The following is a 25,940-nucleotide window of genomic DNA, read 5'->3' as shown; positions in this document are numbered from 1 at the left end:
ATTTTCTTAAAAATATTTCATTTGATTTAAACGATAGAACAGATTAAATGATTGCAAAAGATACATTTCAAATTTATGAAAGTAAAATTCAATGTAAATAAAATTTAACTTGTCAAGACTAATCTGTCTATTTAGTATATTTTTATTTCACTCTGGGAGAGCAAGTAAAATCAATAAAACTCATAGATTCATGAGTAACCATCTTTCTCTTGAGGTCAAGTTCTTAGATAGTTCAAAACCACACTCAATATCAAAAAAATTAAACTATTTGGCGTTATAGTTTTAAAGAATATTGCGAGTTTTAAGTTAGAGAAAAAGAAAAAGGCCTTTCCACTCAAAAGAACTTTTATTTAAGTATAGATTTATATTTTAGACTTCCAATAATTAGCTTTTTCAGGACTATATTTTGAACTACTATCATCCGAATAAATATTAAATAACAACTCTGCTCCAGATTTATTTCCATTGCGCACAGCTATTTCTGCATATCGGATTGATTCATCTAAATTCTGTTTCATACCTGCACCATTATAATATTTAAGAGCAGTATTATATTGCGCTAGCGCATGTCCATGATCAGCAGCGCGTTTAAACCAGACAAGTGCTTGAAGCGGATCTTGCTCTACACCATCACCTCGCTCATAAGCCAAGCCTACATTATTTTGTGACTCAAGATCTCCCTGTTCAGCAGCTTTTAATAACCACTTAAAAGATGTTTTGATGTCTTTCTCAACACCATCACCTACATATAATTGAGCAGCAACTACCGGCTGGGATTGTATGAGTCCTAATTCAGCAGATCGAATAAAATATGTAAAAGCTTTTGCTCTATCCTGTTTTACATTTAAACCTTTGTAATAGGCCAACCCAACATTGTGAATTGCGGAAGGATTTCCCTTTTTAGCTCCTTCTTCAAACCAAATTAAAGCTTTTTGATCATCTTTTTTAACAACTTCATTGCCATTTCGATAAATCAGTCCTAATTGAAGCATGGCATTTGAAGAGCCTAGTTGTGCAGATTTCTCAAATAATTCCAATGCTTTTTTTGAATCAAATTTTTCACCTTCGCCTGTAGCATACATAGATGCCAATACAAAAATAGCCTCTGCATCATTTGCCTTCGCAGCTTTTTCCAGATCAGGTTTAGACTTATATTCAGATACATCTTTATAATCTTTAGTCAAAGTTCCGTGAGTGTATTCTTCTTTCTGTTGGCTACATGCAGATGTGACTAATATTAGGGCAATGACAAACAATCTAAGTTTCATTAAACAACCTTTTACGTCAAAAATTTTTGTTATCAAAATAATCTTCTGGATAAGGGTCTTTCCCTTTCAGATTTTTTCTATATTTCATTACACTAATCTGGACACCATCATCCGTTAAAAAATCATTATAGAAATCCTGTTCTTTTGGATTTTCAAAACCTAATTTTTCAAATATTTGTTCAGATAAATAGCCAAAATTCTCGTATGATTTTCGAAAACTAAAATAATTTATGAATATAGAAAATGAAACTGAAATAAAAAATGTTATAAGCACTGCCTCAAAGAAGAATATTATACTCTCACCAGAATAATCAGAAGAAGAGATAAAACTGAATATAAGTATCACCATGAACAAGCCAAATGACAGAGCACTAAAAAAAACAAGACTGCATTATAATAGCTCTATATCCCATTTTTACTGAACGACCCATCTCATAAATCATATATAATAAACCAGACTTCGGGTCGAGAATTGCATAAACTTGATGACGCCCATTCACAGGTTTTTCGCTAATTACAGCAATCAACTCATCATTTTCTTCAAAACGTGTTGTCGTAAATTGCCCTATTACTGGATATCCATCTATTTCACCTGTAAAAGTTATCCCATCTTTTGCTTTTCCAGCCATTAATAAAATAGGTGAGCTTGTGAGTAAGGAGCTGCTTCCAGCAAGTACACCTGCAAAAGCGGTACCTGCTGCGATGCCACCCATATCCTGATTTACAGGTATTTTAGATTTGGCTTTATCTAGAGAATGGATTGGGCCCTGAACCAGTTGAAGATGTAATTTCAAAATCTTTACCTTTAAATAACCTTTTAGCCTTTAGTTATTATCCCCATTCTTTTATTTCTGCTCTATATAGCTTTCTGGATATGGATCACTTTCAATAACTTTTCTATATTCATATACTGATTCTAGTAACAAATGATCTTTTTCACTCAAATAACGACTTGGCAATAAAAAAACTTCTTGCGGATCTTTAAAGCCATACAAACTAAAAATTTGTTCTGACTTTTCTGAAAAATGTTTTAATGAGTTGGATGCATTTTTAATAATAAAAAATAAAATAGCCACTCCTAAAAAAATTAATATATCAACCTGATTAAAACCTCTTGCCCAAAAATAAATTAAAGATCCTAATAAAATTGTTATTGCGTACCAAACATTTCTACCTTTAGCTATAGAAGTCTGATGAGCTTTAATAGAAGCTCCCATCCCAACCTGCATATGAAGTAAGCCTGTTTTAGGGCTCAATACTGAATAAAGTTCATACAAATTTTTTTCAAGACGTCTTACGACACAAATGACATATTCATTATGTTCAAATAACGCACGATGGAATTGCCCTACGCAAACTTTACCATCGATTTCCATAACAACTGATTTGACATGTAAACGACTACGTGAAGCGAGAAATACAGTTTGTGCAGACAATGAAACATTTTCTGCCATACCACTCAAAATCGCTGAAGATGCAATTTGAGCATCACCAGACTTTCCAAATGCACTTAAAGAGTCATCATAAATCTCTAATCTTTGAATGCGACCTTCAAATTTTAATAAATCATACATTCCGCTCTTTTTGCTCTATATAGTTTTCTGGGTATGGATCTTTTTTAATAACCTTTCTATATTCATATACAGACTCTAAAAGAATTTTATAATCATCACTATAGTGGCGTCCAGATAATAAAAAAATTTCTGCTGGATTTTCGAAACCATAAATTTTAAATATTTCTTCTGATTTCTCTGAAAAATGTTTGAGGGATTTGACAGTCCCCTTCATAATAAAAATAATTACAAAATAAAATAAAATAATAACTCCACCAAAGATTATAAAGTTATCTATAGAATAATCATCTATATATATGAATAGTCCTATCATCATAACTACAGTAAGAGCATATAAAAATTTAGCTCCTTTCGTAGCTGAGGCCTTATACTTCTTAACGGAAGCCCCCATACCGACTTGCATATAAAGTAAGCCTGTTTTAGGGCTCAATATAGAATAGAGTTCATATAAATTTTTTTCTAATCGCCTAGCAACACAAATAACATATTCATTTTCAACTATTAGAGCACGATGAAATTTACCTATGCAGATTTTTCCATCTATTTCTATAACAACAGACTGTACATGTAAACGGCTTTGTGATGCTAGAAATACAGTTTGTGCACTTAAGGATATATTGTTAGAAACAGTAGACAAAATAGCAGATGAAGTGATTTGTTTATCTCCAGTTTGATCTAAGGTATTCAGGATATTGTCGTGCACCTCTAGTTTTTGAATACGCCCTTCAAGTTTAATTAAATCATACATAATCAAACACTCACTATTGCCTTATTAAACTCTTCGTACTCTTCATCTGCAGTTTTAAACGGCTTCTCACCACTTTTTGCTTTATGAAAGGCAGATTTTTGACACCAATCCTTTAAAGCATCATCTAAAACCCAATTCTTTAATGCAAATTCAAGTGCAACAAGACCAATAGTTATAATATTGATCCCTGCCAAGAATCTTGCACTTGCTAATCTTGCAACAATTACACTACTAGTTAATTTTATTGATAATTTTTTAGTTAATTGCCACTCTATATGAGATACAACAACACTTGTAAAAACCAAAGTTTGACTTACAGCTAATAGAAAATTAGCCGCTATCTTAAAAGTTAACAAAAGTTTTAAGGTATTATTAGTTGTATCTTTAAGATTCTTGCTATCCACAACCAAGCCTATAATTCCACCAATTACCCCCATCCCTCCTGCAGTAATTCTAAGTGCGGCAGTTGAATTAGCTACAGTTACTCCTTTTTTTGACCAAACCTCCCCTAACATCTCAAAAGTAGCAGAGGTTAAAGTAAACAAAGCACCCGTTAATTGTAAAGATAACTCTGGCTTATCTTTAATATCAGATTTCCAAGCATCATATTGAAAATAAAAATTCAGGAGCTCAAAAACCCCTACGATAGCAAGTATTCGGTTTTTGGTAATATCAGGTTGTCCTTTAACTGCTAAGGACACCGAGTTTTTAATTTCTAGCGCCCTAGTATTGCGATAAGTATAAGCTATACCACTTTGCGGTAAAGATGCTATTGCAGCGTTTCTAAATTCTAGGTTATACATCAATCTCGTTAATGGGACTTGTTGAGCTAAATTTCCTGACCTTAAATATAACAATTGAGCTGTATGCCTTTGAGCACCTTCACGTGCCATTATAGTAATTGTACTAATATTTATTGTTCTTAAACGTATATCGCCAAACTCTTTTAGAGCCGTATTCAGCATCAAAGATATCCAGTAAAACAGTTTATCTGGCCATTTAAAGTCATTTGTCGAGATAAACTTTTTCCCCTCAATACTACCCAACCAACTATCAAAGGCAGCATCGGCTGCGGTAAACATACTAAAACTCTGTTTACTATAATCCAGTAAGTCTTTTGCTGAACTTGGGCTTTCAAATATCTTAGCATACTCATCCATCAAGACTTTGTTATTAAAACAATAAGCTCTCAAGAACAAGTTTTTATCTGGAACCTTTTTTTCGCATATCCATTTATTTAATAAATCCTTACCTTTCTGCAATAAATTCATGCCATACATTAAATCCATAATGACTGCATGAAAAATAAAGCCATTGCTTTCTTTTGATACTTTACCCTCTTTCAATTCTTCACTTTGATCAAAATAGAATAGACCTTTTAAAAGATTAGAAGAAACCAACCAGTTATAATGATCATCTACATAGCGAGCCGCAGCAGCATAACTTTCTTCAGATTTTTTATCGATATCCTTGCGAAATTTATCTAGAGCATCCATATCGAGTTCTTCTCGATATTTCCCCCAAGCTTTATTCCCTTGCACGATTGCTTCTTGATGTGCGCTAACTTTATGTTGTTCGGCAGTTTTCTCAACATTTTTCTTGACTTGATCTAAAGCTTTCTTATCCAAATGTGCTGTAATTCTTGGGTCATATTGCAAATGACCTAACGTTGTATTTTTATTAGCTTCAATGTTTTTAAATTTTGCACTTATCAAATTTTGCTTCAAAGTAGACTCGATATTATCAATCAAAGTCATAGTTTGAAGCTTATGTTCGTTGCTAAAGCCGTCTTTATTTTCTTTTAAGAAGCTATCAACCCCTTTAAAGCTTAATATATTACGATCTTCATTTAATTTAGAAGTAATTCCAATCGGATCATAGAGCGCAACACCAATATGCTCTTTCGGTTTCTCACTAAATTTCTTGTTTATTGCTCCCCAACGAGCAGAACCATATGATTCCAAAGGTAATGTAACAGCACTTAACTGGGCACTAGAAAGACAATGTTGCTGGACAGCTCCTTTTGTTACATCAATTTTTTGCCAGTAGCCTGAAGTTGCATACTGATCAGCATTTTTTTCAAATTGTTCTCTCATTTTTTTGGTGAGTGGAGCGTGAGCATGAAGTAAATAGACCGTTTGGGCATCATCATTATTTACCGAAGGAATAGTAATTAAAGAAGCATTAGCACTATGTCCAGCTTTATTGCATGCAAAATCTTGAGCAACAATTGGAGCTTTACCCCCTATAGCAAACTCCTGATGAAAGCCCTTTTTATTAGTAATATACGCAACCCACTCTTTTTTCCCTGATTTTCTTTTTATGAGTAAGTAAATATATCCTGAATCAATCATTCGAACCGTATATTTATATTCCTTAAGTGAAACATTAGTAACATTGGCCCCTAATTGTGCCGGTAATGGTTTTACTCCTAAACGAGCTACCGAATATTTAAGAGGTAATATATTTATACCTGTAGGGCGACAAAAGTTAGTACATTCCTTTTTAGACATCTGAGTGACTGGTATTTTATTATTCTGAGTCGTCGATGCGGCAGCCTGCTGACTAATTTTGCTTGGGTTTGGACTAACCCCTAACTTTTGAACTACTTTCTGCTCTTGTTGTGCTGGCGTTCCAAATTTTTTCATTTGTTTCGCAAAAGTCGGTTTATCATTAGCCATGGTAGCTCTCTTTACATTCTCTTATAACTTGTGAATATTGATTTTCTTCTAAATAGTCCATTGCTTTGGTAAATGAGTTGGCCTTACTTCTATCAACCCAATAATGATCAAGTATGGCTGAAATCAAACGACTTTTTATAAAATTTCTATGTAAAATAACGGAATACATTCCATAAGCAATGAGATCCGTTACATGTAAAATTCCATAATGTGTTATTGCTTGATGAAGTGAATCTAATATCTCATCTTGACGAATCGATAAATTCTCGTCATATATAAGAGATTGTTTAATCACCGTATTCGATAACTCAATTAAATCTAGTTTTGCTGACTCAGCATTTGTAAAAGTAAGAGGAAAAAGCGACCTTTTTTCCTGAATTTTCACCTCATACAAACCGTTAAAAAAAACAAAATGCCAATTCTCTAAAAATGATTCAATTCGTTCGCTTTTCTTATCAATTATTGCGGGCAAGTAAACCAACACTCGTGGATCATACCAACGAAAAATAAATTTATTGTTTGTATCCTTTGCAATAACAAGTTTTTTAAAAGTTTGAACTGCAATTTTTAGATCAACAATTTTGCTAAATCCATGAATAAAATAACCATCCTCATTTTGATCTAAATTCATTAATAATGTATGAGTAATAAAGTCTAATGAATTTGCTAGATCTTCTTTCACTTTTATTTTTATAAAGAAAAGAGCTGGACGGCTATTTTTTTTAGCGCCAGCTGCAATCTCTATTGGTTCCAATTCATAATCTTTTAACTTTTCGATAAACTCATCAAAAAATCCATTCAATAAAGTCTCATCGCATAAAAAACTAATATGACCATTTTGTTCAAATATGTTTGATATTAAATTACTTAACTTTTTAGAATTTAATTCATCTTTAGAAAATAAAAGCTTCATCTTAGTCTAATATCACTTTTGCTGATCCATTTTTAGCTGCATCTGACTGTTTAGCAGAACAGTCAGGTAAATCTAATGCAGGTGGATTTATTGATGAGCCCCCCATAAATAAATGCTGCCCTGCTTTCACCTCAAGCTTACCACCCGTAACAGGGAAAATACCCGAACCATTCAACTTAACTTGAGATCCATTTGCAGTCAGATTAATTTCAGTTGGACTAGTAATAAAAACTGTGTCTTCGGTTGACGTAATCTGTACGCCCTTTCGAGCAATGACATCTAAGGCATCACCTTGTGCCTGAATTTCAACTTTACCTTGACCAGCAAAAAGCCGAGCACCTTCTTGCGCGGCAAACAGACTTATTTTTTGACTCGCATGACCCACTATATTTTTTTGTGTACTGATATTAATACTGTCACCAGCACTTTGAGTGAGCTGTCCATTTGCACTAAGGTGTATATCTTCATTACTACTTACAGCAATACTTTTTGGAGATGCCAGCAGCATCACTGCTGATTGAAACTCAGCAGCTTTTTTAGGATCTTCTTGTTTGAGAACTTCTAAGAAAGTCTGAATATTCTCAAGCATATCTAACGGGTCGGTTTGCTGATTTTTAGCAACTTCACTGAGTGCCTTGGCATTATTTAGGCTGCCTTCAATTTGTTGTTTGGCCTCATTTGCATCTAGGTGTACACCTTGAGCTTGATCCTGCTTGTGGGTACTAAGGAGTAAACCACTGCCTGCTCTTACTGCACCCCACTGGTCTGTTCTGAGTTCGAAACCTTCACCACGACCTTCACTCTCCGCCTTATCTTTTGGATGGCTTAAGTTACCCAAGTTTAGCTGACTTGCAGCATGGCTACTTTGTAGCTGGGCACTGATTTGGCCTGTGGTGTCATCAAAACGTAGCTGATTAAAGCCTTTACCATCGACTTCTTCTGAGCGGATACCGCTGAGTTTTTTAGTGTCAGGTAACTTGCCTTTCTGGTCAAACTGGGTCGGGTGGCGTTCAGCTTCATGAATGCGTCCTACCACAAACGGGCGGTCAATGTTGCCGTCAAAGAAGTCGATCACCACGATCTCGCCCACGCGAGGCAAGAAACGTGCGCCATAACCCGCGCCTGCCCACGGGGTTAATATATCGACCCAAGCCGAATCGGTGTCATTATCGTTACTTCCTGCACCACCATCATGACTATGGTCGTCAGTTCTGGTAAATAGGAAGCGAACTTTAATGCGCCCCCATTGGTCAACATGGATACTTTCGCCTTCCAAGCCCACCACTCTAGCGCGCTGCGGGTAAGCAGCTGGACGGTGCTCTAACGGATGGTACTCAGGAACAGTTTTAATATTTCTACGCGACAGAATGAGCTCATTAACCTGACGCTCAGTCTGGTCATTTAGCCCTGATTGATTGTTTTGCCATGGGCTTTGGCTAAAAAGTTGATTGATTTGCTGTTGCAAATCTTTAGGCAAATTATTTTGCAGATAGAAGCTTTTCCCAACAATCAGAAACTCTTTGTCTGATCCACTATGCGTATCTATTTCAGGGTGTTCATCCAATTCAAACCAATAGCCCACTTGCGCATCACGTACCGTGGTTTGTGCATGAAAGTATTTTGATTGAAATGCATAATAATCAGATAGATTCTGATTGAGTTTTTCTAACTGCTGGTGACCCGATGCAGTGGCTTGGTCTTCCCCATTTAAGTCTTGCATCCAAGCAGGACTGACATGCCATGCATGTTCTAGACTTAAACTCGCATTATCCTGATTAGCACTATGACTATGCTTTGACTGAACACTACCCATGCCTTCTTCTTGACTTAAAGCATCAGCCTGCCAGCGTTGCACATGCACGGCTGTAGATTGCAAGCTTCGAGTTGGCACAAGGCTTGTCATACTGTCTTGTTGTTCAACAGCGCTACTACGGTGATAACGGATATTTCTTCGGTCTAATGCTAAATATGATTCATTACTATCAATTAAACGTAACTTTTGTGATTGAATCTCATCCGAGCTATCAGTGGCAAACAAGTGAGCTTCATCAATTAACCAATTAATGCCTTCACTACGCCAAAGTCGGGTTAAAAACTCATAATCCGTTTCATTACTTTGCATGACAAAAGGTCGAACATCGTAGTCTTGGCTTAGTTTTTTTAAATCCAAAGTTAAGGTTGAAGCAAACAACGGGCTTTTGTTCTGCCACTCAGTAAATAGAATTTCAGTAATGTCCCGTACACTTTTATTCATAAATACACGGCTATTTCGGCGTTTATGCCATAGCGCAGTCGGGTCTTGTAATCTCAGTTTATACAATGTTAATGAACCATCACTCTGCCCCTGACTGGCTTCTGTAATAATTCCTGTAGTTCTAAATAGCTGCCCCTGATCAGTTACTTGATCGACTGCAACCTGACAACCAATAAATTGTTTTAATGAAATATGGGCATTGGTAGAAAGACAAAATAAATCAGCAGTTAGTCCTTCATTTAGTTGATGCTGTCCTTCAATACTTTGTAAAAAGACTTGAGTATTCAACGATGGATTAGAAAACTGAATATGAAGCACGCGTTTTTGCGAGCTGATACCCAAATCTTCTAGAATTCTATGTATATGAGATAACATCTTTTTTATGAAAACTTTGTCAGGATTGGCATTATTTTATAAAATACAGAAACATCTGTCTATTTTGTAAAGAGAAACTTAACCATTTGAATACACGAATGAATGGGGATGCTATCCGTGACAAATATAAAAAATGAATTAACGACTTATGTTATTAATTAAATTTTAACGATTATTAATTTTTTTAGTATTTCAAGAAATTTATTTTGAATTTAAATTTTTCAACAATATCTACAATTTTTTTGCTCACTACGTAGATATAAGGTTTATCAGTATCTCTAGCAATAAAAAAGCCATCTACTACTAGATCATTTTTTATAAAGTCATCTTCATCTAATAAATTATTTTTTCTTTTAATATACATAGCATAAATATCTGCTTCTTGATCTCTTACATAACATCGATAGAAATCACATTCATCTTCAAGGATTCCCTTCATTTCATTAAAAAAAATTTTTTGAAAATAGTAAAATCCCAAAAGATGAATAATAAAAATCAGTCCCTAATATCTCATTTAATTGATCAGAAAAAAATATTATCATAATCTAAATTTATTCTAAGATTTTTTTAAAAAGTTATCGCTTAAATCAAATTTAAAATAATTAACGATAATTTCTTTCTTCCCTTTCAAATCAAAATAAAATTCTCTATCAATATACTCAGATGGATAAATTGTATAAAAATTCACAGACCAACCTTTAAAACATCTTATTTCAAAGTAGTAGTTCTAAATAAGCATATAGAAATACTAATTATTTTTGAATATTACTTACACTTTAACCATAAAAAAATTCAATAAAATACTCTACATCTAACAATACTTTTTCATTTATAATAATTTTCTTTAACTCTTCTAAAAAACCTGTCTTATACCCTCCATTTTCACCTCTAGGGTTAGAGTCATATAGGTCAATAATTAGATTCTGCACAATATTAATTTGCGAAAAAAAATCAAATAAATTTTTAGCAATGATATGTAATTCATCACCTGAAATACATGCTCCTATCTCGCCACTATTATGATTTATGTATACGATATTTACATCATGCTGTGTTAGGAATACTGTAGCACTTCCCCCATCGAGTATATCTTCAAACATATATTGAATATTATCTAATGAATATTTTCCTAAAAAATCATTTATATTCCCTCCTAGATCAATATTAAAATCATTTTCAGGAATACAACTTAAATAGCTTTTAAACAGATCATCATTAACAGAATTAACCTGATTAATAAGAAATCTTTCACCATAAATTATTTCATTACAATCATCAATTTCCTCTAATAATTTTTTAAAACAAACCTGCACTATTAAGACTCCCTATTTAATACAATTAAATAGTATCAAATATTTTATCTAAAAATCATTAAACCCCAATACAAAAACTAAAAATATTCAAAGGGATATCTTTCATATAAACCCTCATTAATAGAATTGACTAATTTCTTAAATTGATCTTGTTCAACTTTATTAAGCTCTTCGTTTATATCCAATTCTTCTTCAAGTTGTTGATACGAAAATGCCATTTTAAGAAAGTCTTCAAAAGTAATTCTCATATCTATAAACTGATTAATATTCAAATACTCCCCTTGGTTATGATCATAAAACAAGATATTATTTTTTTCCTTACCTATAAACCATTCATCACCTTGACCGGTACGACCAATTATCCAAACTTTCTCACTAATTTCAGGATAATTTTCATGAAGATATTGATTTTCTTTTAATGCTGTTTCATATCCAAAAATTATAATATCGGGTGTAATCTCTATTTCTCTAAATTTACCTAAAAAAGATAAATAATTACCATCAAGCTGAGGTAGTTTGCTAAATTTCGTTATTTCGCTACTTCTTTCAATTAATTTCGCTTTAATTTCTTGATCTGTCATTAATTTATCGAACATTTCATATACCTTTTAACTTACTGTAATTGACAAAAGTTTGCACCCTTAACAGCTGTAGCATTGTGCTTTCCAATACGCTCTTTCCTTGCTAATGCTCTCAAGCGTTGCTCCAAGATTTCCTTCGATTCAGCTTGTGATAAATTCATAGCTTCAACTTGGTTTAAAATTCCTCCCCAAGTTTTATTCCAATTCTGACCAGTACGCGAACTGTTAGTATGAATACCAGGAGATTTAGTATGCTTTTCTTTTGGAAGATTATAATAATATTGTGGATTATTCACATCGATACCAGCTATATTTTTAAATCTTTCTGCATATTCTTCGGGAAAACCATGATGAATATCTGAATTAGTATGTTTACAACCTACATAATTTTTCCAATTTTTTTGCAGAGTTCGAGTTGGTGTTTTTGCTAGCCCAAGCTGATCAACCCAACCCACTGGATTAGGTGCATAAGCATAAATATTAGAGCCACCCAGCAATCCAATCGGGTCTTTACTAATAAACCGACCTACATACGGCGAATAATAACGATAACGATTGTAATGTAACCCTGTCTCTTCATCAAAATACTGACCTTGAAAACGGATATTATTTGAAATAATTTCAATGTTTTCGAAGAAATTCGACTTGGCTTTCTCTGCTTTACACTCGCCCCAAGCTTTATATTCGGCTTTCCAAATAATTGCACCTGTATAGTCGGTCATTTCTTGCGGTGTGCCTAAATGGTCGCAGTGATAGAACCATACATCATCAAAACCTTGGCTTTGTTTTACGGTATTCCACAAAGGGTCTTTATAAATGCTATATGTTTTTTCTGTCCAGTTTTGGGTTTGGTGTAGCTCAATTGAGTGATGATACGCCGCTTGCAACAAAGGCACGAAACTATCTTTTTCGTAGAAATAGTGTTTTGTTAAATCAGCGCTAGATTCATAAGCTAAAGTATCACCATCCCAACCATAAATAATGTTCTGCTCTTGACCTGTATGTTGATGCTTACTTCTTTTTAATACGTCGGCCTAAAGCATCGTAGCGATATTCTGCCGTGTATTGATTATTTCGGCTACGAACAAGACGTCCCAACACATCCCACTCAAGATTTAAATCACCTTGTGATGACTTTTGTCGAATCAGTTGCCCAAAAGCATCATATTGATATTGTTGGTCAAGATATTCTTTAACTATGTTATTAACTAAGCGGTTATAGCCATAACTTTTTTGATATAAAACCCCATTAAATAATGGGGTTTTTTCTTACTTATATATTTTAATTTTTTATTCTTCTTTTTCAAACTGCCAGTAAACTTCTCCCCAATCTTGTTTTTTAATTTCTGGAAGAATCTCTCCAGCATTAAAATATTGTCGAGAATTATTACTAGCTACTGTAAACCAATAACCCGATTGAGGAGCCTTCTCACCTGCTTTAATCGCTATTCTATTATAATTATTTAATAAATTTTCCTCTCCTGCTGTTGGATTGAATGAATGATAGAAAGCAATTAAATCTTTAGGATAATAAAGATAATCGTATAATTCTTTGTCATCATTTATTTCCAATAAAATAACGGCACAAGCAGCTTCAAAAGACCAATACCCATAATATCCACCATCAGCTTTATGGGTATCATGCCAAGGTGCACCTGCTAAATCTTTATACCATTTCTTTAAAAATTTATGTAAATGCTTCAGAGAAACCTTATTATCTTGGCTTACAAAAGCATTTGAAAGCTCAAAGTAAGGCTGGGGAAAAAGAACATCAGAACAGTCAAAACGATTATCATCAGAAAAAGCTAAAAATTCTTCAACGATCCAGTCTTTACCACCATTTTCTTGAGTCTCTCCATCTACTAATTTGGCAACACTCACCAATAAGTCATTTCTTTTTAATAAATAACAAAGACTAATTAACCAAATATATAAGCAATAATCATCAAGCAATTCTAAATCAAAGACACTAAAATTTGGATCTTTATAATAAGTTCTTTGCTTTTCAGATAAGACATTAAATAAATTTATAACACTCTCAAAATCTACACGTAAGTGATCAATAGATCTTCCAGCAGTATAGTCTAGTATAAATAGATCAAATTGATATCTTGCAGCTATAGAATAAGAATCAATCCATCCCGCTTCAACATCCTCATCACTATTAGATTCACCTAAAAAGTCTTGAATAGCATTTACTAAAGCAGCTCTGGTAGAGAGATAATACTTTTCATCCAAAAATTGTTGTCTTCGATTAAATTTATAATCTAGCATGCTATTACTTCCACTTACCTATTATTAACCACTACACTAATTTCTTTATCAGTCCATACTCTCGTCGCATGATGTGAAGAGTGATCTTTATCACTTACTTGTTGCTTTGCTAAAAATTTTAATAAAGCAACTGCATGCTCAACAACTTGAAGCCCACTAAAGAAAATAACATATCGTTCATATCTTCGCTTTTTTAGTATAATTGGAGCCAATTGAATTCCTACCGCTTTTACAAGGCGGTTAGTTATCCAATGATGACTCATTTGAACAACTTTACCTTTCGAATCTCTATACTTTTCACCACCTAAAGTTAAATTTTTATTATTTCCACTACTTCCAGTACGTGTTCTTGACCGTCTTCCAGACTTTTGTTGCTGTTGAGGTATTGATTTATCTATACCATTTTTATCGTTTGCATCCCCTAACAATTCTTTCAATGAAGATGCTGGATTCTGGCTGCATTTTGCCTCTACTATCACATAAGGTTTTGCATCACTCGTGTTTTTTTTCCATACACCATCAATTCCGCGTCCACGGCTCTTTGTAGAAAAAAGATTAACCATTTCACCCTTATCATTTAACTTATTAGGGTTTTTCGTTCCTAATTTATCATGAGATGAGTTTCCCCATCCCTTAACTTCTTGACAATAATAATCTGCCATATGTTCCCCTAAAATCCCTTTATATTTATTTGATAAATTTGTTATCGCTGTTTGGGCTATAGACGAATTATTTGAAGTTTTTGATTTCCCTTGATTTGTATTATGAGTATTTTGCCCCCCATTTGAAGGTGACTTAGGTTTTGTGGTCTGTGTTGTTGATTTTTTACCTGCATCAGCCGATGTTTTCCTACTTTTTATAAGCCACCCATCAACCTCTTTTTTAAATTCTTGTAGTTGTTTTCCCAAATTATTTCTTATTTGATCTACATTTTTACGAGCAGCTGGGCTTAACTGATTAAGAATTTTTTGATTTGTTAAGATTTTATCTAAATTTTTCTGTAAAGCATTTAAATCCAAACACTTTCTAATTAATTGTTCTGGATCACCTTTTCCAAATTTACGAATACCATCTAAAATACTATCTATTGGCAAAGCACCCTTTTTAACACTTTTAAGAGACATTTTAACAGCATCACCACCGCCAGGAACGAGCCCAATTAAAGCTGTAATTAGGTCAAACCAGCCTGCGGCACTAGAAGGATTTGCAGTTAAAATAATTATAGCTTTAATAATATCTCTAGCATCTACCAACTGCCCTAATACTGGTACACAACCAATAACGGTTTCAGCAATAATTGCCCAGCCCCCTGTGCTATCACCTTTAAGAAAAGTCATCGTGTCTTTTTTTAAGCTTTGCAACCAACCACTCGGGACTGAATCAGCTGAACGTTTATATTTAGCGACCGAACCCATTATTTACTCCCCTTTTGTAAATCAGATGTTAATTTTTTATAACTATCTTCATCTAGAAATGACCATAAATCATCTTCTAATTGATCGTCATCTTCAATTACAGCATCTAAATCATCTGGCTCATCTTTAATAAACTCAGAAGGATCCTCTCCATAATAGATTTCTGATTTACCAGAAGGAATATTTTCTAATTTTGCGTATCCTTTGCTATCTAAGACTCCCTCTCTATAACTACCATCTTCAAAAAAAACTTTAAATGGCGCACCTTTAACTGGAGATAAATCATCATAATGATAATTAAGTTCCATCCAATTATTTAATTTACCTAATAAGGGAAGACCTATATTCTGACTTTGCGCACTTCCTCCCCCCATAAATAAATGCTGCCCAGCTTTTACCTCAAACTTGCCACCAGTGACAGGGAAAATTCCTGAGCCATTAATCTTGATTTGAGATCCACCCACCGTGATAACGATTTCTTTAGAAGCACTAATTTCAATTTTGTCTTCTGTTGAAATAATCTGCACAGCTTTACGGGCAATTAAATCTGCTCCATCACCTTGTGCTTGTATTTCGACTTTGCCTTTGCCTGCATACAGTCTTGCCCCTTCTTGCGCCGCAAAAAGGCTAATTTTATTTTGGGCGTGCGCAATCAGGTTTTTTTGAGTGGTCAGGTTGATGCTGTCGCCCGCAGTTTGGCTTAACTGAGCATCTGCGCTGAGGTGAATGTCTTCATTACTGGCTATGGCAATGCTGTTAGGTGCAGTTAATATCATCAAGGCTTGCTTAAAAGTGGCAGCTTTGTCTTGATCTTTTTCTTCAATTTGTTCTATGAACGTTTTTAAGTTCTCAAGAACTTCCAATGGATCAGTTTGCTGATTTTTGGCGACTTCACTGAGTGCCTTGGCATTGTTGAGGCCGCCTTCAATTTGTTGTTTGGCCTCATTTGCATCGAGATGTACACCTTGAGCTTGGTCCTGTTTATGGGTACTAACGAGTAAGCCACTGCCCGCACGTACCGCGCCCCACTGGTCTGTTCTGAGTTCAAACCCTTCACCACGGCCATCACTTTCCGCGTTGTCTTTTGGATGGCTTAAGTTACCCAAGTTGAGCTGACTGGCCGCATGGCTACTTTGTAGCTGGGCACTGATCTGGCCTGTCGTGTCATCAAAACGTAGCTGGTTAAAACCTTTACCGTCGACTTCTTCTGAACGAATGCCGCTCAGTTTTTTGGTGTCGGGTAACTGGCCTTTCTGGTCGAACTGGGTTGGGTGACGTTCAGCTTCGTGAATGCGTCCCACCACAAACGGGCGGTCAATGTTACCGTCAAAGAAATCGATCACAACGATCTCACCGACACGTGGCAAGAAGCGTGCGCCATAACCCGCACCTGCCCATGGGGTCAGCACATCCACCCAAGCGGAGTCGGTGTCATTGTCGTTACTTCCTGCTCCACCGTCATGGCTATGGTCGTCAGTTCGGGTAAATAGGAAACGGACTTTAATGCGTCCCCACTGGTCAACATGGATGCTTTCGCCCTCTAACCCAACCACTCTAGCACGCTGCGGGTAAGCGGCTGGTCGGTGTTCTAGCGGGCTATATTCAGGCACAGCTTTAATGTTGCGTCGAACGACATTGAGTTCAGCAAAGTGGCGCTGCTCAGGGTTTTGGCTATCGAGTTGAGCTGCTTTGAGCTTGTCTTTTGGCAACAGACGCTCAAGTTGCTGTTGTAATTCTTTTGGTAAATTATTCTGGTTATAGTAGTGTTTGCTTAAGATTAAAAATTCTTTGTCAGCGCTGTCATGTTGATCGAGTTCTGGATGGTCATTCAGCTCAAACCAGTAACCGACTTGTGCATCACGGACGTTACCTGAAACCGTAAACTGTTTAGAATTTAGGTGATGGTAAGCATTGATGTGCTGGTTTAACTGTTCAATCTGACTATTGCCTGAAGCTGTAGCTTGGTCTTCACCCTTTAAGTCCTGCATCCAAGCGGGGCTGACATGCCATGCATCTTCAAGGTTTAGGCTGGCATTGTCATAGTGTTCGCTGTGTTTCTGCGTGCCTTGTACGCTGCCACTGCCTTCTTCTTGTTGCAGGGCATCGGCTTGCCAGCGTTGCACATGAACTGAAGTTGGCTGTAAACGGCGCTCTGCCTTGACTTGGGTAATGGTATCGAACTGTTCTGTGGCACTGCTACGTTGGTAGCGTAAGTTACAGCGTTCAAGAGCTTGATAGTTTTGGTTTTCATCAATTAAACGTAGCACTTGTGGCTGAATGGATGCATTCGGGTCAGCGACCAAAAGTTGTGATTCATCAACTAACCAGTTAATGCCTTCACTACGCCACAGACGGGTTAAAAAGTCATAGTCGCTTTCATTTGACTGCATCACAAATGGACGCACATCATAATCTTTAGCTAAACCAGATGTGTCGAGCGTTAGACTTGAAGCAAATAACGGGCTTTTCCCCTGCCATTCCTTAAATAGAATTTCGCTAATATCCCGCACGCTTTTGTTCATAAACACGCGGCTATTGCGGCGTTTATGCCAGAGTGCAGTTGGGTCTTTTAAGGTGAGATTATAAATGGTGAGTGAGCCGTCGCTTTGCCCTTGGCTCGCTTCGGTAATAATGCCTGTGGTTCTAAAAAACTGACCCATGTCAGTGACTTGATCAACGGCAACCTGACAGCCGATAAATTGTTTTAATGCAATATGCGCGTTTGTCGACAGACACAGTAACTCAGCAACGCTACCTTGGTTGAGGGTATGCTCGCCTTCAATGCGTTGCAAGAAGACTTGATTGTTTAATGATGGGTTGGAAAATTGCACATGAAGCACACGATTCTGTGCGACCAAACCTAAACTATCTAAAATTTGAAATATTTTATGGGACATCGTTATTATAAAACTGAGTCATAATCATCGATATTTTATAAAAAACAGACAGAATTGTCTATTTATATAAATTAGCTTATCTTCCATGACTTAGATATTTTTTAGTTTAACTGAAAGAAAGATTGACTATTAAATAATCTATAAATGCTCTCGTTTTGGCCGGTAAATTAGAGGTATGAGGATAAAGTAATTGAATACTTTGTAGCGGTAACGAAAAATCAGGAAATAACCGAATTAAGTGATTTTGTTGAATATCTTCATCAACTAACCATGCAGGACAAATCGCCACACCTAAAGATGAAAGAGTCATTTGATGAATTGCAGTCACCGAGTTTGATTCATACTGACTTCGAATAAAAGGTAATGAATATTGCTCCCCTAAACTGTTTTGCAAAATATATTGTGAATCTTGCCAATTTAATAAAGTGTGGCCAATCCAAGGAACATTCGCTAAATCAGATATATTTTCTATAGGATGGTCTTTTATAAACTGCGGAGTAGCCACAAGATAAATTGGATATTCTCCGATTTTTCGAGTTTTTAGAGATGAATTTTTTAAATTCCCTAGTCGAATAACCAGATCTAATTTTTCAGTCACTAAATCATCGAGAGATGAATTAAACGAATACTGTAAACGTAAATGTGGATAAAGCCGGCAAAACTCAGGAAGTAAAGGCAAAATGAAACGTTGGCCAAATTCATTAGTAGATGAAAACCGTAAAGTGCCTGTAATGCTTGTACCTAAGTGTTGGCTTCGTTCAAATGCCTCATCAATCTGAAGTTGGATTTGTTTAAAATCCTCATAAAAATGCTGACCAATTTCAGTTAATGCAATATTACGGGTGTTGCGAATTAATAGACTTGTATTTAGCTGTTTTTCTAATTGTTTTATATCAATACTTACCATTGATCGGCTTAACCCTAAAATTTCAGCAGCCTTGGTAAAAGAGCCAGAATCAACGACTTGTAAAAAACTGGTAATTTGCTTGAGGTTTTTTTGCACAATTAAGCCAATTGTTTAAAATTATCAAACAATGATTTTACTTCGCTTGCATCGACAATAAAAGAGCTGGATCTTACCCTGCCTGCACGGAGGTAGGTATGTCTTATCGATATAAAATAGCAACAGTGTTTTTACTTGGGTTCTTTATTGATTGCATCAACATTTTTATGTCTGCAATTGCATTGCCTAATATTGCATCGTCATTTTCAGTTAGCCAATCCATGGTCGCTTGGGTAACAAATGCTTATATTCTCGGCCTCATTTTAATTATGCCCATGAGTTTATGGTTAGCCACCAAACTTGGGAACCAAAAGTTATTGTGTTATTCGATGCTGTTATTCTCGATAAGCATCTGCTTTATTGGCTTTAGTGAATCGATTTATAGCTTAATTTTTTGGCGATTTATTCAAGGTGTAGCTGGAGGTTTATTAATTCCAGTCGGGCAAGCTCTCGGGTATGCATTCTTCCCGAACCAAGAACGCCAACGCATTTCTACATTAATTATGGCAATTGCTCTGATTGCACCAGCTTTTTCACCTGCTATTGGTGGCGTAATTATTGATTCATTGAATTGGAGATGGGTATTCTTATCTAACCTTCCTTTTTCTTTACTGGCGGCAGCTCTGGCATGGTTATGGGTTAAAAAAACAGAGAATATGTCGAGTGAAAAACCAGACATAAAAGGCTTGGTTATTTTTAATATGAGCCTGTTATGTTTGTTACTCTCCTTTTCATTTTATAGTGATTACCATAACGCCTCATTCGCTCTAATTAGTTTTCTAATTTCAATTGGAATGCTTATTTTTTACATTCGACATGCGAAAAAAATTTCCCATCCAGTTCTTAATCTTGAGTTATTAAAAAATAAAAATTTACGTAATGCATTTATTGTCTATTACGCCGTTCCGGGTATTTTTACTGGCGTTAATTTACTCAATATTTTTAATTTACAACTTAACTTTGGCTTTAATGCAAAACAAACTGGTTTATTCATGTTGCTCTATGCAACCGGGGCACTCGCAGCCATGATTAGTGGCGGCCTGCTCTATCAACGGTTAGGAAAAAAGTATCTTCTTATTATTGGAATAACCCTACATAGCATTGGCATATTTCTTTTATTTTGTATTTCAAACACTAGCCCTTTGAGCTTTTTAGTAATTGCTTATTTATTGATGGGTATGGGTGGCGGTCTAAGTGCCAATATTGCCCAAATTAGCTCATTGATTGATTTTTCAGGACAAGATTTATTACAAGGAAGTGTGCTCTGGAATATTAATCGACAAATTTCATTTAGTGTCGGTACTGTTGTTCTCATTTCGATATATAACTTGATGTCTGGCTCAAGCGATCTGCTTCGTTATCAACATACTTTTTTAATTGCAGCTTTGATCTGCTTACTTTCACTCATTCCCGTTTTAAAGGAGAAAACCCATGTCTAAACAAATGGATCAAGCCATTAAAAGTGTCATTGACCTACATGTTTTAATAGAAAATGTATTTACAGGCAAAAATGTAGAGCAAAGTCTTAAGCCTCTTTTAGATAGCTTTGATCAGAATTTTAAGATGGTTACGGTTCAAGGCCAGAGTATTGGTTTCGCTGAAGTGAATAGTTTATTTAGCCAGAATATCGGGAAGAAACCTTCATTAAAAATCGACATTATTAAGAGTACAGCTTTATACGAATTTGAAAATTATTGTTGGGTGCAATATCAGGAACATCAGCAAACTGATGAAACCGAGACAGTACGTACCTCTACAGCCTGCATTAAAGTAGAAGGCGAAAAATGTTATTGGGTTTACTTACATGAAACTTTAGTTCCCTCATCTTCTTAACTCATCTAAAGCATTTTAAAGATGGCACCTATTTTGCTTAACAATATTACGTTTTATGAAAATCGTAATACTGATCAAAATGGGGAGCTCTCGATATGGGTTATGTTGCAAAGGAATTTACGGGAAAGAACAAGCTGATTCTCAGTATTTGTTCTTTCGTTATTCCAATATGTCTTTGGTGCGCAATCAGTTACTTACCTTTTGTTTGGCATCCTCAAGTACAAATCACGAGTTCGGGAAGTGTTTCTTACTTACAAGTAGGAAGTCGCATTGATAAAAATGTGTTCTATCTCGAAGCACAAAATGCAGTCAATCGAAATTCTGCACCACCACAAGGTATTTTGGTTAATCCGATTTATTTACCAGCTCCCCATGAAGTCGCTAAGGCTTTGGTCACTGCCTTTACCACGCCACCAGAACAACCTGATTCGCCGTGGTTTCATCAAAGTTTATGGCACAGTATCAAACTGGTTTTTTCAGCGTTTTTTATCTCTTCATTAATCGGGATTCCACTGGGTATTTTGTGTGGTTTTTCTAAGCGTATATCCCTATTGACGGAACCTTTTGTTGAGTTTTTCCGTTACTTACCAGCTCCCGCCTTTGGCGCACTTGCAGTAGCAATTTTAGGGATTAATGACGCACCTAAAATTGCCATTATTGTGATTGGTACTCTCTTTCAGCAAATTCTAATTATTGCCAATACCACCCGAATGGTTGATCGAAGCTTAATTGAAGCTGGCTATACGCTTGGCACCAATAAGCTCAAAAGTTTATTTCATGTGGTGATTCCTGCTGCCTTACCTGATATTTACCGTGACTTACGTGTGTTAGTGGGCTGGGCTTGGACCTATTTAATTGTTTCAGAATTGATTGGTACGACCTCGGGTATTACATGGTTTATTACTCAACAGGCACGCTATCAAAACTTTGACAATGTCTATGCAGCTATTTTGATTATTGGGGTGATTGGTCTGGTCTGTGATTGGCTATTAATGAAGTTAGGTGAGCGGATGTTCACTTGGAAAGTAGGAGCAAAATAATGAACGATTCAACATTTAACGCACATGAATACTTTCAAAAAATTTATGAACGTCCTGTGATTTTAGAAGCTAAACAACTGAGCCAAGTGTTTAAGCATGGTCAAAGCGAACGCACTGTTTTAAATAAGCTCGATTTAAAAATTCATAAAAGAGAATTTATTTGTGTGATTGGCCCCTCTGGCTGCGGCAAATCGACATTAAGCCGTGTTATTGCAGGTTTAGACCCATACCATAGCGGAGAAGTTTTAGTAGACGGCGAATGCATTACAGGCCCATGTCCTGAACGCGGCATGGTGTTTCAGGGCTATACCCTTTTTCCGTGGAAAACTGTAAAAGAAAACGTGATGTTTGGTCCGCAAATGCGCGGCGCTAGTCAAATGACAGCCGAAGCTCAAGCACGTGAATGGATCAATATTATTGGTTTAGAAAAATATGAAAATCAGTATCCACACCAACTTTCTGGTGGCATGAAACAGCGTGTTGCGATAGCTAGAGCTTTGGTTAATCAACCTAAAATTTTACTCATGGATGAACCTTTTGGTGCACTCGATCCACACACCCGTCAAAAAATGCAAAAGCACTTGATGGATTTATGGCAAAACATTGATATCACCATTATTTTTGTGACCCATGACATGGATGAAGCTATTTTACTGGCAGATCGAATTGTGGCACTTAAAGCCAACCCCGGTGAAATTAAGGAAATTATTGAAGTTAATTTGCCACGTCCACGCTCACTCGACTTAATGAGCACACCTGAGTTTAAACAGCTTCGTTCACGAGTAGATTATTTAGTTCATGCTGAAGAAGATGAGCTTGACCCTGCTTTACAAGACTTACCAAAAATTCCGCGTATGACTCAGGTCAGTTCAGAAAAATAAGAAAGACATTAAAAAGCCCAAGTTGAACTTGGGCTTTTTATTTATTTGGCTTATTTGAGCTGTTCTATGAGTGTCGGATAAATCAGCCCATCTACATTTTGTTCAGTTTTATAAATACCATTTTCGACGTTAAATTTATTGACGTGATAGGTCGAGCCATAAATCGAGTCAAAGCCTTCAGATTTAGCAAATACTTTCTTATTGGCATTGATATCTAATAGATGTGTACCGCTAACCATCAACTCATATTGTTTTGGGTCGACGCCTGAACGGTTTGCCATGATTTTAACTGCTTCAGTATGGGTTGCAGGGTCATTAATATACTTAACGGTTTTGTCCCACACCTGAATGATCTTTTTCCATTCTTCTTGATGAGCAGTTAAATGGCTCATGTTGACGGTCAAGGTGTCATAAATTAAACCCGGCTTGTCTTTAGAGGTATAGATAATTTTTGAACCAGCCACTGCTTTTAATGCCTGACCTGCAACAGGTTGCCAAACAGCAATTGCAGAAATATCGGGGCTATTAAACACTTGAGGTAATTGGTTCGTCGCTGAATTTACCAGCTTCACCTCATTCGCTTTAATGTTATGGTCGGTTAAAGCTGTTGCTAGTAAAAGATGATCAACCAAGCCTTTTTCGACACCGATTGATTTTCCTTTTAGGTCTTGAATGGTACTAATGCCCTCTTTTGCAATAATGACATCATTGCCCGCAGAATAATCTGTTGCCATGATCATCATGCCTTGCGTACCGCCCGAAGCTGTTACCAAGTTATCACCATTAGTGACCAACACAGCATCGAGCTGATTTGCGGAAAAGGCTGAAAGCGAAGCCGAATAATCAAACCACTTAAACTCTACATTTAACCCTGCTTCTTTTAACCAACCTTTTTCAATGGCTACTTGCCAAGCCACCCAGCCCGGCCAATCACTATACCCAATGGTAATTGGTTTTGTATTTGTGGCTGCCTGAGCGTCTTGTTTGGCCTCAGGCACTTTAGCGGTATTGTCACACCCACCCAATACAACTGCCGATAAAATAGATACGGATAACAACGCTTTTTTAATCATATAGAAACTTCCCCAACATTTTTACTAACAACACTTTGAGCGGTTTGATTGAGTGACTGTATGTAAGCTCGCCAGCCTCCCAAATGGCTAATATCGGTTGCATCTTGAATGGCATACGCTTCGCAAATAAAGCCTTTGACCCATGTGCCATCTTTTAATTTGAGGTTCCCAATACCAAGTGGTGCGGGTACTTCAGCCACAATGGCTCCAAAATTTGCTAAAGGAACATCCCACACTTCAACTTCAATTGAAGTACCTTTCGCGTCGCATTGCAGCCCCGGTTTTGGTGGCGTAGTATTTTTTAAGGCAAAGAGTTTATAAGTGTCTGCTGTCTGGGTTTTCTTGAGCAAAGTAGCATTACGGCTAGTGAGCTGAAAATTAAGGGGCATGCCTGTTAAATGTGCTCCCACAACTGCTAGCTGTACTGAATGATTTGATTGGATCTCTAGACTTTTTTGATAATGCTGAGTTGATTTACCTAAACTCAGCGATGTTTCGGCTTGCCAAAGCTGCGCAAAATTGGCGATTGCCTGATCGTGCCAAGCTGGTGCAATAAAGGTTACGCCGCTTGGTAGGCCGTCTTCACGGAGTACATTTGGTAAGGCCAAAGCAGAAAAATCGGCAAAATTGACAAAGTTGGTATAGGCTCCCATATGTGCATTTTTAGTCAATGGGTCAGCTTCAACTTCGGCAATGGTGTAAATGGTTGGCGCTGTCGGAACCATCAAGGCATCAAAAGGTTGTAATGCCGAATTAATTTTTCGAGCAAGCACGGCGCGGTTATATTCGGCTTGAAGTGCATCTGTTGCCTTGAATTTATCTGCCTGCGCAATAATTTGAGCAATAACAGGATGAGCCTTTTCACGTGTTATCATGCGTTCAACGGCGACTGTTCTTTCAGCTACCCAAGCATCGTTATACAATGCGGCAGCAAGCTCATTAAACGCGCTGAAATCAATACTCTCAACGTCATAGCCCAGTTTTTTTACGCGCTCAATTGCCACTAAAAAAGCTTTTTCAGATTCAAGATCACCATAAAACTCAAGCTGAGCTGGAATAGCTATTTTTCGTTTAGAAAATTGAGTCGGTACATTAGCTGGATGTGCTCGTGAATATTCATCTGTTTCATCATAGCCCTGCATTAAATTGGCAACGGTCCACGCATCATCAATATTCAGCGCAAAAATAGAAATGACATCAATGGTTCGACAGGCTGGAATTAAACCTGTGGTAGAAAACCAGCCCTTTGTCGGCTTAAGACCCACAATATTGTTATGGCCCGCAGGAACACGACCTGAACCCGCCGTATCAGTCCCCAAACTAAAAGGCACAATACCATTGGCAACCACTACTGACGAACCCGAGCTTGAACCACCGCTGATATATTCGGGATTAAAGCTATTTTTTACTGCGCCATAGGGTGAGCGAACGCCGACTAGTCCAGTCGCAAACTGATCGAGATTGGTTTTACCAACCACAATTGCCCCTGCTTTTTTCAGCTTGGCAACTACGGCAGCATCTTGGTTCGCTAAATATTGAACCTCTTTACAGGCAGCGGTAGTGTGAAAACCAGCAACATCAATATTGTCTTTAACTGCAAATGGCACACCGTATAGAGGTAAGTCAGCAACATTCTGGTCTTGTAAAATATCAATTTGCGATTGAATCTGCTCGTTCGATGCAATTTCAATCCATGCATTATCATCATTTTTAATTTCTGCAACGTAACTAATCAGATCTTCAAGATGGATTTGTCCGTTTTGATATGCTGTTTTCCAGTCTAGGATGGTCCATAATTTTTTCAACACGCTACTCCT

18 protein-coding genes and 3 pseudogenes are annotated in these 25,940 nt (G+C 36.4%); 4 read left to right on the top strand and 17 right to left on the bottom strand.

What is annotated here, in order from left to right; translation table 11 throughout:
• Positions 1 to 362: 362 nt before the first annotated feature.
• The 15 genes and pseudogenes from I7H67_RS05645 to I7H67_RS05570 all read right to left on the bottom strand — a co-directional run bounded on the left by I7H67_RS05645 (position 363) and on the right by I7H67_RS05570 (position 19,296).
• On the bottom strand, positions 363 to 1,268 hold the full coding sequence (locus I7H67_RS05645) for a tetratricopeptide repeat protein (protein WP_198307326.1): 906 nt from the start codon (positions 1,266 to 1,268) through the stop codon (positions 363 to 365).
• Between the two features lie 16 nt (positions 1,269 to 1,284).
• Positions 1,285 to 2,062, bottom strand: a pseudogene (locus I7H67_RS05640) (putative type VI secretion system effector).
• A 51-nt stretch (positions 2,063 to 2,113) separates the two neighbouring features.
• Entirely contained in the window at positions 2,114 to 2,842 is a 729-nt protein-coding gene (locus I7H67_RS05635) for a putative type VI secretion system effector (RefSeq protein WP_198307325.1), read from the bottom strand.
• Complete coding sequence (locus tag I7H67_RS05630; RefSeq protein ID WP_198307324.1) at positions 2,835 to 3,590, bottom strand: putative type VI secretion system effector; 756 nt, start codon at positions 3,588 to 3,590, stop codon at positions 2,835 to 2,837. Before I7H67_RS05630 ends, I7H67_RS05635 begins: the two co-directional genes overlap by 8 nt.
• Before the next feature lie 2 nt (positions 3,591 to 3,592).
• Positions 3,593 to 6,271, bottom strand: a complete 2,679-nt coding sequence (locus I7H67_RS05625) for a T6SS effector BTH_I2691 family protein (protein ID WP_198307323.1) — start codon at positions 6,269 to 6,271, stop codon at positions 3,593 to 3,595.
• Entirely contained in the window at positions 6,264 to 7,184 is a 921-nt protein-coding gene (locus I7H67_RS05620; protein ID WP_198307322.1) for a hypothetical protein, read from the bottom strand. The genes I7H67_RS05625 and I7H67_RS05620 overlap by 8 nt, the downstream gene beginning before the upstream one ends.
• 1 nt (position 7,185) lies before the next feature.
• The gene (locus I7H67_RS05615) at positions 7,186 to 9,813 is read right to left on the bottom strand and encodes a type VI secretion system Vgr family protein (protein ID WP_198307321.1); all 2,628 of its coding nucleotides are present in this window, start codon (positions 9,811 to 9,813) and stop codon (positions 7,186 to 7,188) included.
• Positions 9,814 to 10,159: 346 nt separating this feature from the next.
• Positions 10,160 to 10,501: pseudogene (locus tag I7H67_RS19655) on the bottom strand (hypothetical protein); the annotation flags it as partial.
• An 88-nt stretch (positions 10,502 to 10,589) separates the two neighbouring features.
• Positions 10,590 to 11,126, bottom strand: coding sequence for a hypothetical protein (locus I7H67_RS05605; RefSeq protein ID WP_198307319.1), 537 nt, complete (start codon positions 11,124 to 11,126; stop codon positions 10,590 to 10,592).
• A 77-nt stretch (positions 11,127 to 11,203) separates the two neighbouring features.
• Positions 11,204 to 11,722 (bottom strand): hypothetical protein, encoded by a 519-nt coding sequence (locus tag I7H67_RS05600; protein WP_013198301.1) that lies wholly within the window; start codon positions 11,720 to 11,722, stop codon positions 11,204 to 11,206.
• A gap of 17 nt (positions 11,723 to 11,739) precedes the next feature.
• Positions 11,740 to 12,943, bottom strand: a pseudogene (locus I7H67_RS19650) (RHS repeat domain-containing protein); the annotation flags it as partial.
• A gap of 54 nt (positions 12,944 to 12,997) precedes the next feature.
• A complete protein-coding gene (locus I7H67_RS05585) occupies positions 12,998 to 13,981 on the bottom strand; it encodes a PoNe immunity protein domain-containing protein (RefSeq protein WP_198307318.1) in 984 nt (327 codons plus the stop codon).
• Between the two features lie 14 nt (positions 13,982 to 13,995).
• Entirely contained in the window at positions 13,996 to 15,396 is a 1,401-nt protein-coding gene (locus I7H67_RS05580) for a hypothetical protein (RefSeq protein ID WP_198307317.1), read from the bottom strand.
• Positions 15,396 to 18,293 (bottom strand): DUF2345 domain-containing protein, encoded by a 2,898-nt coding sequence (locus tag I7H67_RS05575; protein WP_198307316.1) that lies wholly within the window; start codon positions 18,291 to 18,293, stop codon positions 15,396 to 15,398. Before I7H67_RS05575 ends, I7H67_RS05580 begins: the two co-directional genes overlap by 1 nt.
• Before the next feature lie 106 nt (positions 18,294 to 18,399).
• Positions 18,400 to 19,296 (bottom strand): LysR family transcriptional regulator, encoded by an 897-nt coding sequence (locus I7H67_RS05570; RefSeq protein WP_198307315.1) that lies wholly within the window; start codon positions 19,294 to 19,296, stop codon positions 18,400 to 18,402.
• A 98-nt stretch (positions 19,297 to 19,394) separates the two neighbouring features.
• Between I7H67_RS05570 and I7H67_RS05565 the strand changes: the two genes are divergently transcribed.
• From I7H67_RS05565 to I7H67_RS05550, 4 genes are all read left to right on the top strand, one after another.
• Positions 19,395 to 20,735, top strand: coding sequence for an MFS transporter (locus I7H67_RS05565; RefSeq protein WP_198307314.1), 1,341 nt, complete (start codon positions 19,395 to 19,397; stop codon positions 20,733 to 20,735).
• Entirely contained in the window at positions 20,728 to 21,129 is a 402-nt protein-coding gene (locus tag I7H67_RS05560; RefSeq protein WP_198307313.1) for a hypothetical protein, read from the top strand. The genes I7H67_RS05565 and I7H67_RS05560 overlap by 8 nt, the downstream gene beginning before the upstream one ends.
• Before the next feature lie 95 nt (positions 21,130 to 21,224).
• Positions 21,225 to 22,169, top strand: a complete 945-nt coding sequence (locus I7H67_RS05555) for an ABC transporter permease (RefSeq protein ID WP_198307312.1) — start codon at positions 21,225 to 21,227, stop codon at positions 22,167 to 22,169.
• On the top strand, positions 22,169 to 23,050 hold the full coding sequence (locus I7H67_RS05550) for an ABC transporter ATP-binding protein (protein WP_198071320.1): 882 nt from the start codon (positions 22,169 to 22,171) through the stop codon (positions 23,048 to 23,050). Before I7H67_RS05555 ends, I7H67_RS05550 begins: the two co-directional genes overlap by 1 nt.
• A gap of 50 nt (positions 23,051 to 23,100) precedes the next feature.
• Here the strand turns inward: I7H67_RS05550 and I7H67_RS05545 are convergent, their stop codons facing one another.
• Together I7H67_RS05545 and atzF are read right to left on the bottom strand one after the other, a co-directional pair.
• Complete coding sequence (locus tag I7H67_RS05545) at positions 23,101 to 24,123, bottom strand: ABC transporter substrate-binding protein (protein WP_198307311.1); 1,023 nt, start codon at positions 24,121 to 24,123, stop codon at positions 23,101 to 23,103.
• Entirely contained in the window at positions 24,120 to 25,931 is a 1,812-nt protein-coding gene (gene atzF, locus I7H67_RS05540; RefSeq protein WP_198307310.1) for an allophanate hydrolase, read from the bottom strand. Before atzF ends, I7H67_RS05545 begins: the two co-directional genes overlap by 4 nt.
• Positions 25,932 to 25,940 lie beyond the last annotated feature (9 nt).

It is taken from the genome of Acinetobacter sp. ACIN00229, assembly GCF_016106645.1.
In the GTDB taxonomy this organism is placed as follows: Bacteria; Pseudomonadota; Gammaproteobacteria; order Pseudomonadales; family Moraxellaceae; genus Acinetobacter; species Acinetobacter oleivorans.
The sequence above is the reverse complement of the archived record's forward strand: the minus strand, read 5'-3'. Positions and strand labels throughout refer to the sequence as shown.

What these genes read in the sequence shown, in the direction of transcription:
- I7H67_RS05580 (WP_198307317.1), bottom strand. Translation starts at nt 15,396, where the DNA reads ATGGGTTCGGTCGCTAAATATAAACGTTCAGCTGATTCAGTCCCGAGT.
- I7H67_RS05550 (WP_198071320.1), top strand. Translation starts at nt 22,169, where the DNA reads ATGAACGATTCAACATTTAACGCACATGAATACTTTCAAAAAATTTAT.
- I7H67_RS05630 (WP_198307324.1), bottom strand. Translation starts at nt 3,590, where the DNA reads ATGTATGATTTAATTAAACTTGAAGGGCGTATTCAAAAACTAGAGGTG.
- I7H67_RS05555 (WP_198307312.1), top strand. Translation starts at nt 21,225, where the DNA reads ATGGGTTATGTTGCAAAGGAATTTACGGGAAAGAACAAGCTGATTCTC.
- I7H67_RS05575 (WP_198307316.1), bottom strand. Translation starts at nt 18,293, where the DNA reads ATGTCCCATAAAATATTTCAAATTTTAGATAGTTTAGGTTTGGTCGCA.
- I7H67_RS05565 (WP_198307314.1), top strand. Translation starts at nt 19,395, where the DNA reads ATGTCTTATCGATATAAAATAGCAACAGTGTTTTTACTTGGGTTCTTT.
- I7H67_RS05585 (WP_198307318.1), bottom strand. Translation starts at nt 13,981, where the DNA reads ATGCTAGATTATAAATTTAATCGAAGACAACAATTTTTGGATGAAAAG.
- I7H67_RS05625 (WP_198307323.1), bottom strand. Translation starts at nt 6,271, where the DNA reads ATGGCTAATGATAAACCGACTTTTGCGAAACAAATGAAAAAATTTGGA.
- I7H67_RS05560 (WP_198307313.1), top strand. Translation starts at nt 20,728, where the DNA reads ATGTCTAAACAAATGGATCAAGCCATTAAAAGTGTCATTGACCTACAT.
- I7H67_RS05600 (WP_013198301.1), bottom strand. Translation starts at nt 11,722, where the DNA reads ATGTTCGATAAATTAATGACAGATCAAGAAATTAAAGCGAAATTAATT.
- I7H67_RS05635 (WP_198307325.1), bottom strand. Translation starts at nt 2,842, where the DNA reads ATGTATGATTTATTAAAATTTGAAGGTCGCATTCAAAGATTAGAGATT.
- I7H67_RS05615 (WP_198307321.1), bottom strand. Translation starts at nt 9,813, where the DNA reads ATGTTATCTCATATACATAGAATTCTAGAAGATTTGGGTATCAGCTCG.
- I7H67_RS05620 (WP_198307322.1), bottom strand. Translation starts at nt 7,184, where the DNA reads ATGAAGCTTTTATTTTCTAAAGATGAATTAAATTCTAAAAAGTTAAGT.
- I7H67_RS05545 (WP_198307311.1), bottom strand. Translation starts at nt 24,123, where the DNA reads ATGATTAAAAAAGCGTTGTTATCCGTATCTATTTTATCGGCAGTTGTA.
- I7H67_RS05645 (WP_198307326.1), bottom strand. Translation starts at nt 1,268, where the DNA reads ATGAAACTTAGATTGTTTGTCATTGCCCTAATATTAGTCACATCTGCA.